6 protein-coding genes and 1 pseudogene are annotated in these 7,620 nt (G+C 62.0%); 1 reads left to right on the top strand and 6 read right to left on the bottom strand.

Annotated features, from left to right (window positions below):
• Positions 1 to 49: 49 nt before the first annotated feature.
• Positions 50 to 979 carry an oxygenase MpaB family protein gene (locus tag GOEFS_RS10595; protein WP_007317903.1) on the top strand — a complete coding sequence of 310 codons (930 nt, stop codon included), beginning with the start codon at positions 50 to 52 and terminating at the stop codon, positions 977 to 979.
• 3 nt (positions 980 to 982) lie between these two features.
• Here the strand turns inward: GOEFS_RS10595 and GOEFS_RS10590 are convergent, their stop codons facing one another.
• The 6 genes and pseudogenes from GOEFS_RS10590 to GOEFS_RS23795 form a co-directional block, all read right to left on the bottom strand.
• Positions 983 to 2,614, bottom strand: coding sequence for an AMP-binding protein (locus GOEFS_RS10590; protein WP_007317902.1), 1,632 nt, complete (start codon positions 2,612 to 2,614; stop codon positions 983 to 985).
• A gap of 13 nt (positions 2,615 to 2,627) precedes the next feature.
• On the bottom strand, positions 2,628 to 3,812 hold the full coding sequence (locus tag GOEFS_RS10585; protein ID WP_007317901.1) for a lipid-transfer protein: 1,185 nt from the start codon (positions 3,810 to 3,812) through the stop codon (positions 2,628 to 2,630).
• Entirely contained in the window at positions 3,809 to 4,258 is a 450-nt protein-coding gene (locus GOEFS_RS10580; RefSeq protein ID WP_007317900.1) for a MaoC family dehydratase, read from the bottom strand. Before GOEFS_RS10580 ends, GOEFS_RS10585 begins: the two co-directional genes overlap by 4 nt.
• A 3-nt stretch (positions 4,259 to 4,261) precedes the next feature.
• A complete protein-coding gene (locus GOEFS_RS10575) occupies positions 4,262 to 5,413 on the bottom strand; it encodes a bifunctional MaoC family dehydratase N-terminal/OB-fold nucleic acid binding domain-containing protein (protein ID WP_007317899.1) in 1,152 nt (383 codons plus the stop codon).
• Between the two features lie 11 nt (positions 5,414 to 5,424).
• Positions 5,425 to 6,585 carry an acyl-CoA dehydrogenase family protein gene (locus tag GOEFS_RS23800; RefSeq protein WP_040524927.1) on the bottom strand — a complete coding sequence of 387 codons (1,161 nt, stop codon included), beginning with the start codon at positions 6,583 to 6,585 and terminating at the stop codon, positions 5,425 to 5,427.
• 69 nt (positions 6,586 to 6,654) lie between these two features.
• Positions 6,655 to 7,416: pseudogene (locus tag GOEFS_RS23795) on the bottom strand (acyl-CoA dehydrogenase family protein); the annotation flags it as partial.
• Positions 7,417 to 7,620: the final 204 nt, after the last annotated feature.

Raw genomic sequence — 7,620 nt, 5'->3', positions numbered from 1 at the left:
TATACAATGTTAGAATTCTACTAAATTCATAACATCTGAGAGGAGTGCCGTGCCTACACACGCTGAGGTCGCAGCACAACGCGGCGAGACGTCGCGAAGGGTGACTGTTCCGCCGATCAATGAGGAATTCGAGCGGTATCTCGGTTCGGCGCTGCTCGCCCCATTCGGCGGCGCATTCCTCGACCAGGTGGTTTTCGATGACATCAGTGCGGGTGTTGAGTGGTCCGGCCGGTTCAAGGCCGACCCATTCGGCCGGGCACTGCGAACCGGCGCGGTCGAGATGTTGGTGTTCGGCGGAACCGAAGACGATCGCCGGGAATCCGGAGAATGGCTACGTCAGGCACATACCGACGTACACGGCGAATATGACGGAGTCCGGTTCAGCGCCCTGCGACCCGAAGCCTGGAACTGGGTACTGATGAGCGCGATTCACCTATACATGGGGGCCTATCCAGCCGTCACCGGACGTCATCTCACCGACGCCAGGGCACAGGATTTGTACGCCTACATCCTCGGCAAGGTCCGACACGTCATGCTCCCCACCCCGGCTGGAGAGTTTCCAGTCACTTACCAGGAATTCATCACTCTCTACAACGAGACCCTCGACCGGCGCGCAGTCGGCACGGTCACGCTACGCCGCGAATCCGGGCGGCTGCTCGATCCACCGTCACCACCGATGGTTCCGCGGCCGGCGTGGCGGCTGGTGGTCCGCGCCATATCGCGGTTTGTGGTGGCAGCGTCGTTCGGAATCACTCACCACACAGTTCGTGAGTTATCCGAAGTCGACTGGACACCGGCACGCGAGCGCGACTATGGAATCGTTTGCCGGACAATGCCTCTCGTATACCGACTACCGCGGCGCGTCACCATGACACCGTTGGCCTACCACCAATACAAAGTGCGCCGTCATGCGGAGCTGCTGCGCGGGACAAGACTGGATAGCTTCGCCCCGGACACCGCGCGGCGCTGTCCGATGTAGTCGCTACACCGGCGCCGACGCACCTTCCTCGGCGGCCTTCTTGGCCCACTTGTAGTCAGCCTTGCCCGCCGGAGTGCGGCGCACTTCGTCGACGAACACAACCGTGCGCGGCACCTTGTAGCGAGCCAGCTCGGTGCGAGCATGCTCCTGGACTTCTTCCAAAGTCGGCTCTGGATGACCGTCGGCAACCTTTATGACTGCCGCTACGCGCTGCCCGTACTTGGCGTCGGGCACCGGAACCACCAGCGCATCGGCGATTGCCGGATGTGCGTGCAGGGTGGCCTCAACCTCTTCGGCGTAGACCTTCTCACCACCGGTATTGATGCACTGCGATCCACGGCCGAGGAACACTATGCTGCCGTCTTCCTCCAGATACCCCATGTCGCCGAGCACCGAAATACGACGACCGTCGGCGAGCGTCGGGAAGGTGCGCGCAGACTTCTCCTCGTCCTTGTAATAGCCAAGGGGCACATTGCCGATCCGCGCGATCATGCCAACTTCGTTCGGCGTTGTGATCTGGTTGAACCGCTCGTCGACGACCATCATCTTCTCGGTCGGCGCGGTCTTGAGATTGCCGTTCTCATCTAGGGTGATCTCACCATCGTTACCCGACTCCGACGCACCGAAGTTGTCGCGCAACACCAAATCTTCCTTCACCGCGCGCATGCGGTCGCGAACGTGCTGCGACCAGATCGCACCACCGGACGTGACGGAGAACAGCGACGACATGTCGACGTCGTCCTTCTGCTTCTCCATCTCATCGACGAGCGGCATACCCATCGCGTCGCCGACGATGAGGATGATCTGAGTCTTATCGCGCTCGATATTCCGGACGATCTTCTCCGGGTTGAAATCCCGCTCGATGATCAGCCGTCCACCAAGGGTCAGGAAGGTAAATAGTGAATACGACGCCGCACCGTGCATGAGCGGCGCCGCGAGCAAGAAGGCGATCGACGGGAAATCCTTTACCGCAGCGGCGATTTCAGCGAGATCCTTACGGGCTTCGCCGTACGGGTTTCCGCCGGATATGGGCTTGCGGAAGAAATCGTCATGCTGCCACATGACACCCTTCGGGTACCCGGTTGTTCCGCCGGTGTACAGCAGGTAGAGCTCTTCACCGGTGCGCGGCTCGAAGTCTCGCTCGGTGGGCTGCGCCGTGTAATCGGCGAAGGACACCACCGCGACCTCGCGACCGTCGGGCAGACTCGACGCCGCCTGTCGCAATTCATCCGCAATCTCGCCGATGACGAAAACTGTTCGCACGGTGGGCATTTCAGGCAGCAGCTTGGCTACGCTGCGCTGATGTTCGGGCAACTCAACGATAATGCCGCGCGAATCGGAGTTGTCGAAGATGTAGAGCAGTTCGGGGTCGGTGTAACGATAGTTGACGTTTACCGGCACCGCGCGGATCTTGATCAATCCGAGCAGGCTCGTCACGTGTTCGACACTGTTCTTCAGGAACAGCGCGACATTGTCGCTCGCACCAATTCCATTGGCAGACAGCAGATGTGCCACCTGGTTAGCCAGTTTGTCCATCTCGGCGTAGGTCGTCTGCTCACCTTCGAAGCTCAGTACTACCCGGTCCGGGACCGCGTCGGCGACTGTTTCGAAGACGTCAGCAAGGTTGAATTTCATTTCTCAGTACTCCTCATTCGGACCGGGTAAGAACCAAACCGCTAGTAGGCACCCCGGTGCCCGCGGTGACTAGGACTTTGCGCGCACCGTCGACCTGATTGACCGAGGTGCCGCGAAGCTGACGCACCGCTTCGGCGATGCCGTTCATGCCATGGATATATGCCTCGCCGAGTTGGCCGCCGTGGGTGTTCAACGGCAATCGTCCACCGACTTCGAGTGCGCCGGGCTCGGAGACGAAATCCTTAGCCTCACCCCGGCCGCAGAAGCCCAACTCCTCCAGCTGCATCAGCGTGTAGGGCGTGAAATGGTCATAGAGCACAGCCATATCCATGTCGGTGGGCGTCAAGCCGGACTGATCCCACAGTTGCCGACCCACCAGGCCCATCTCCGGCAGGCCCGCGAGATCGTCGCGGTAGTAGCTGGTCATGATGTACTGGTCGGTGCCGCTGCCCGACGCGGCGCCAGCGATGACGGCCGGCGGCTGCGGCAAATCCTTTGCGCGTTCGGCAGATACGACGACGATCGCGACGCCGCCGTCCGACTCTTGGCAACAGTCCAGCAGGTGCAACGGCTCCGCGATATAGCGTGACGCCTGATGATCGGCAATGGTGATCGGCTTGCCGTAGAAGAACGCGTTCGGATTGACTGCGGCGTGTTTGCGATCGACAACGGCGATCTGGCCGAAATCCTCACTCGTAGCACCATATTCGTGCATGTACCGCTGCGCGACCATCGCCACGAACGCCGCTGGCGTGGACAGCCCGTGCGGATACGAGAAAGCGTTGTCGGTGCCCGACGAATTCTCCTGGGCGGCAACGGCTTTGTTTACTTGACCGAAGCGGACGCCGGAGCGTTCGTTGAACGCGCGGTAGGCCACGGCGACGTCGCAAATGCCGGTAGCTACAGCCATCGCCGCCTGCTGCACCGTCGAACACGCCGCGCCGCCGCCATAGTGGATCCGCGAAAAGTACTTCAGCTCGGGTATTCCCACCGCTCGTGCGACGGCGATCTCCATGTTGGTGTCCATGGTGAAGGTGACCAGACCGTCGACATCGGCCGCGGTGAGGCCGGCGTCGACAAGTGCGGCGTTGACTGCCTCAGCAGCCAGACGTAGTTCGCTGCGACCGGAGTCCTTGGAGAACTCAGTAGCACCGATCCCGGCAATGGCGGCTTTGCCCGACAGGGTGCGCTCACTCATGCCGCTGCCCCCTGAGTGAACTTAACGGTCGAAATCACGTGTTTGCCAAGGCTATTGGTGCCGGTGACGGCGACTGTGATCTCGACAGGCTCGATCAGCGAGGAGGGCTCGATCAGCGAAGAAGGCTCAACCTTCGTCACTTCTCCGGTGAAGGTCAGAGTGTCGTAGGCGTACCAGGGAACGCCGAGTTTCAATGAGATCGAGCCGATCCGCGCCGCCGGGCCGGCCCAATCGGTGACGAACCGCTCCACCAGACCGGTGTCGGTGAGGATGTTGACGAAGATATCTTTCGAGCCCTTCTGCTGGGCGAGGTCGCGGTCGTGGTGCACGTCCTGAAAGTCGCGAGTCGCCAGGGCGGTGGAGACGACAAAGGTCGGCGTCGCATCAATGACCAGCGGAGGAAGCGTAGTACCGACCGAGAACTGTTGGGTATCAATGGAAGTCATTGGCTACGCTTTCTCCGATACCGGGCGCCAGGCGTAGAGCGTCCACGGCTGATCATCGGGTACGTCGGGATCGGCTGGGAAGTCGAGGAATTCGACCTCGACCGGCATGCCGATTTTCACCGACGCTGGGTCGACGTCGCGCAACTGTCCGAGCATGCGGACGCCTTCGTCCAACTCGATCAATGCCACGACGAATGGCAATTGCCGCCCCGGAACCCGTGGTGCATGATGCACGACGAAGCTGTAGACGGTTCCCCGGCCCGAGGAGACAACGTAATCGGTTGGGGCATAAGCACCGTCGGCGTCACGCTCGGTCCACACGGCGGGGACCGGGGGGTGTTGGAGTTTGGTGTTCGGCTTGCGGGGTCTCGATACACCCGACTCGGCTGGCGCCTCGCCGGGCACTCGACCATCGGAGGGTGGCAGCGCCTCGCCGGGCACTCGACCATCAGTGGGTGGCACTCGACCATCGACTGGCTCCGGCCGCACCTGGATGCGAAGCTCGTGTGCGCGTATGCCATCCCAGAAGAACTGGGTGTCGCGAGAGGCGGTCGGCCGGATGAGCGCGGACGGATCGAGATCTCGATACGCATCTCCGGGAACGGCGTCGGAGGTACGCTCGTCGGCTACTTGACCTTGTGACGGCGGCCGGAATTTGAGGATGCGGAAGCGCATCTCGGCAACTACTTCGTCCTCGACGGTCCACACGTTGCGGGTTGTGAAAAACCAGCCCTCACCCAACGCGGTTTGCTTCGGCCCCACCACGTCGAGGAGTTCGGCGGACAGACTCACCTGCTCGCCCGGTCGGGTATAGCGGTGGTAGGTCGAATCGCAATTCGTCGCGACGACCGACGTGAAACCCTCGTCGTCAAAAAGCTGCGATGCCGCACCTAGCGGATCATCCTGTGTCCGTTCGCCATTGAGACCCCGCATCGTCCACACCTGTGCCATCGCGGGTGGCGCGACGATGCCGCCATGGCCCGCCGCACGAGCCGCCGAATCATCGGTGTAGATCGGATTGCGATCCCCCATCGCCTCGACCCAGTTGTTGATCATCGGCTGATTGATCGGATCCCGCCCGGCGACCGGCGTACTCATCCCGGCGGTTTTGATCTTCTCCGCGGCGCTGACGATCCGTTCAGTTTGTGTACTCACTCGCCCCTCCCCTATCGCTTGGCTCGCGGCAGTCCAAGACCGGCCGTCGCGATCATGTCTCGCATCACTTCGTTGACTCCACCGCCGAAAGTGATCACTACGTTTCGTTTCTGCTGAGCGTCGAGCCAGCTCGCCAACTCCGCCGTCTGCGGATCGGTATAGTCGCCGAACCGGCCGACCACGTCGTCCACCATCCGCCCGATCACTTGAATCCGTTCGGTGGCAAAGACTTTCGTCGCCGCGGCATCGGCCATCGAAATAGCCTCACCGGTAGAGGCCACCTGCCAGTTGAGCAATTCGTTGATCCGGGCGTAGGCATCGATCTGCGCCAATACCCGCCGCACATCGGCATGCTCGGCGATGGGCACACCGTCGGCAGCCGGCCGCTGCGCCCATTCGCTCACCCGACGTGCCAGTCCTTCGATACGACCCGACGGCCCCAACATCACCCGCTCGTGGTTGAGCTGGGTGGTGATGAGCTTCCAGCCGCCCCCCTCCTCACCCACTCGCATGCCGACCGGCACCTTGACGTCGTTGTAGTAGGTCGCGTTCACATGATGGGCGCCGTCGGCGGTAATGATCGGCGTCCAACTGAAGCCAGGATCGGTGGTATCGACGATGAGGATCGAGATGCCCTTGTGTTTGGGCGCGTCCTTATCCGTGCGGACGGCCAGCCAGATGTAGTCGGCGTCGTGGCCACCGGTCGTAAAGATCTTTTGCCCGTTGACAATATAGTGATCGCCGTCGAGAACCGCCGAGGTGGTCAACGACGCCAAGTCGGTACCCGCCTCCGGTTCTGTGTAGCCGATGGCGAAATGTACCTCGCCCGCCAGAATCGAGGGCAAGAACTTCTGCTTCTGCTCCTCTGTGCCGTACGCCTGTAACGTCGGGCCGACGGTCTGCAGTGTCACCGAAGGCAACGGGACGTCGGCTCGCACTGCCTCATTGGTGAAAATCTGCTGCTCAATGTCGCCAAATCCCTTGCCGCCGAACTCCTTCGGCCACCCGACTCCGAGCCAGCCATCGCGACCCATCTGGGCGATCACTTTGCGATAGGTCTCGCCGTGGCGTTCGGTGAGCATCGTCTCGGCATCGTCGGGACTGATCAAGTCCGCGAAGTACTCGCGCACTTGGGCTTTCAGGGCTCGCTGGTCGTCGGTGAGGTCGATCAGTTGGGTGGTATCGGTGTGCGTCGTCTCGGCGGCGGCGGGAGCCACAGCCAATGCCTCAGCCAGATCATCAAGTGTTGCAATCGATCCGCCTGCCAACCGTGCGAGGTCTTTAGCGATCGAGAAGTAGCGGTGCAACGGGTACGTGATATCCACTCCCACTCCACCGTGCAGATGTGTCATGGTCCGCAAGGTCGCGGGAATCTCCGCCGCGAGCCAATAGGCCCCAATCGCCAAATCGACTCCGGCGTCGAGCTGTTCGGTCATCCGCCAAGCCGCCGCGGTCGTCGCGAGGTTCATCGACCGCCCGACGACGTAGATGTCGGCGAGCTGCTGACCGACCGCTTGAAAGAGCGCGATTGGTTTTCCGAATTGATTGCGCTCACTGACATGGTCGGCGGTGAGTCGGGTGGCACCCGCGACAAGACCATCGGCGTAGCCGGCGAGAACCAGGCGATAGGCGTCGCGCAACGTCGACCCGGCGACATCGAGCGCGGTAGCGGTAACGTCGTCGAAGTTGACGGTGAATTCACTCCATCCGCTGGAGGCGAAGGTACGGGTTAACGACACCCCCTGCGCTGCGGGCTCAACGGCGTAGACCCCGTCATCAGTGGCAACTAGTAGCGCCGCCGCGCCATCGGCATGCAGCACGCCCGAGGCCGAACCGGATAGCCGACCGTCCGCGACGGTAACCGTTCCTCGACTGGCGACAGCGCCCCAACCATCGATGAGTCGGGATTGCACTGGTGCGGCAATGCCCGCGGCGGTTCGCTGGAGAACGAGTTGTGCGGCAATAGTTCCCAATGCCGGTGTGACCGCAGCGCTACGGCCCATCCTCCGCAGCAATGGCAGTAGCCCCGCCGCGCCCACGTCGTCGCCGCCGGCATCCGCGGGTAACGCGAGGGCGAGTACCCCCGACTCACGCAGCGCGGTCCAGGCCTCCTGATCAAACCCGGGGGCATCGGCAAACTTGTCCGACCATTGCGGCGTGAGGCGACCGAAGATATCTTCTGCCACCTCGGCTACCGCTGCCGCCGT

The sequence above is a fragment of the Gordonia effusa NBRC 100432 genome (assembly GCF_000241305.1).
GTDB classification, from domain to species: domain Bacteria; phylum Actinomycetota; class Actinomycetes; order Mycobacteriales; family Mycobacteriaceae; genus Gordonia; species Gordonia effusa.
Note: the sequence above shows the minus strand (reverse complement) of the source record. Positions and strands in the feature narration are given on the sequence as shown.

Coding starts and splice junctions, on each gene's coding strand:
- GOEFS_RS10585 (WP_007317901.1), bottom strand. CDS start 3,812: ATGAGTGAGCGCACCCTGTCGGGCAAAGCCGCCATTGCCGGGATCGGT.
- GOEFS_RS10580 (WP_007317900.1), bottom strand. CDS start 4,258: ATGACTTCCATTGATACCCAACAGTTCTCGGTCGGTACTACGCTTCCT.
- GOEFS_RS10590 (WP_007317902.1), bottom strand. CDS start 2,614: ATGAAATTCAACCTTGCTGACGTCTTCGAAACAGTCGCCGACGCGGTC.